The 509-nt window shown below is 60.3% G+C and carries 1 protein-coding gene; it reads left to right on the top strand.

The window, feature by feature from the left end; all coding sequences use genetic code 11:
• Positions 1-212: DUF892 family protein (locus NKH28_RS34410; RefSeq protein WP_352981479.1), on the top strand; the 212-nt coding region annotated here is incomplete at its 5' end.
• Positions 213-509: the final 297 nt, after the last annotated feature.

Raw genomic sequence — 509 nt, 5'->3', positions numbered from 1 at the left:
CGAGCTACACGTTCGAGCACATGGAAATCGCCTCCTACACGATCCTGATTGCCGCCGCTCGATCGCTCGGCGAAACCGAGGTTCTTCGGGCTTGCGAAGAGAATCTGCAAGAGGAAGTCGCGATGGCGGATTGGCTGAAATCCCGTCTTCCCTCCACGACCGAGCAGTTCCTTGCGCGGGCCGAAGCGGACAGCGACAGCGCCAAGCGGTGATCGGGTAGGAACGCAGTAACCGTAAACTGGGTGATCGGGATTCGTCCGCTAGCGCGTCCCCCTTCGTGAACGCTGGGCAACGAACACGCCTAGCAAGCGGTCGTCGAGTTGCGCATTTCGAGAAATTGCACGACGAGCGATGCTAATATTGCGGCGTCGTCACTTAGAGAGTCGAAGCGTTCGCCTGCGCAAGCGATACCCTCCGGCGAAGGCCGCCTTGCGAGAGGACGGCACGGTAGCGAGGCTGCGCTCTTAAGGTCGCCCTTACGAGCGCAGTTAGCAGCACAGCATGAGCCA

This window comes from Mesorhizobium sp. M1227 (assembly GCF_040318315.1).
Classification (GTDB): domain Bacteria; phylum Pseudomonadota; class Alphaproteobacteria; order Rhizobiales; family Rhizobiaceae; genus Mesorhizobium.
This window is presented reverse-complemented; position numbering and strand designations above follow the sequence as displayed.